The organism is Cupriavidus sp. SIMBA_020 (assembly GCF_046535395.1).
GTDB lineage: Bacteria > Pseudomonadota > Gammaproteobacteria > Burkholderiales > Burkholderiaceae > Cupriavidus > Cupriavidus campinensis.
In genome coordinates this window covers 1-992 of record NZ_JAWRWU010000033.1, presented here as the reverse complement: position 1 = coordinate 992, position 992 = coordinate 1, and the positions used below count along the sequence as shown (strand labels likewise).

Genomic DNA, 992 nt, shown 5'->3' with positions numbered 1-992 from the left:
CACCTCACGCGCCGCATCCTGGAGACCACCGACTGGGAGGTCTACGGCATGGACATGGCCTCCGACCGCCTCGGCGACCTGGTGAGCCATCCGCGCATGCACTTCTTCGAGGGTGACATCACCATCAACAAGGAGTGGATCGAGTACAACATCCGCAAGTGCGACGTGGTGCTGCCGCTGGTGGCCATCGCCACCCCGGCCACCTACGTGCGCCACCCGCTGCGCGTGTTCGAGCTCGATTTCGAGGCCAACCTGCCGATGGTGCGGGCGGCCGTGAAGTACAAGAAGCACCTGGTGTTCCCGTCCACCTCCGAGGTCTACGGCATGTGCGCCGATGATGAATTCGACCCGGAAGCCTCCCCGCTGGTCTACGGCCCGATCAACAAGCCGCGCTGGATCTACGCCTGCTCCAAGCAGCTGATGGACCGCGTGATCCACGCCTACGGCATGGAGGAAGGGCTGAACTACACGCTGTTCCGCCCGTTCAACTGGATCGGCGCCGGGCTGGATTCGATCTTCGAGTCGAAGGAAGGCTCCTCGCGCGTGGTGACGCAGTTCCTGGGCCATATCGTGCGCGGCGAGCCGATCAAGCTGGTCGACGGCGGCGCCCAGAAGCGCGCGTTTGCCGATATCTCGGACGGCATCTCGGCGCTGATGCAGATCATCGAGAACAAGAACGGCGTGGCCAGCGGCAAGATCTTCAATATCGGCAACCCGGCCAATATCCACTCGGTGCGCGAGCTGGCCGAGATGATGCTGAAGATGGCCGCCGACTACCCCGAGTACGCCGACGAGGCACGCAAGACGAAGATCGTGGAGACGTCCTCCGGCGAGTTCTACGGCAAGGGCTACCAGGACGTGCAGCACCGCGTGCCGAAGATCGACAACACGATCGAGGAGCTGGGCTGGCAGCCGAAGCTGAACATGGAGCAGGCGCTGCGCCGCATCTTCGAGGCCTACCGCGACAAGGTGGTGGAGGCGCGTACGCTGGT

At 63.8% G+C, this 992-nt stretch carries 1 protein-coding gene; it reads left to right on the top strand.

Annotated features, from left to right (window positions below; all coding sequences use genetic code 11):
• On the top strand, positions 1-992 hold a 992-nt coding region (locus SB751_RS27965; protein WP_410748784.1), incomplete at both ends, for a bifunctional UDP-4-keto-pentose/UDP-xylose synthase.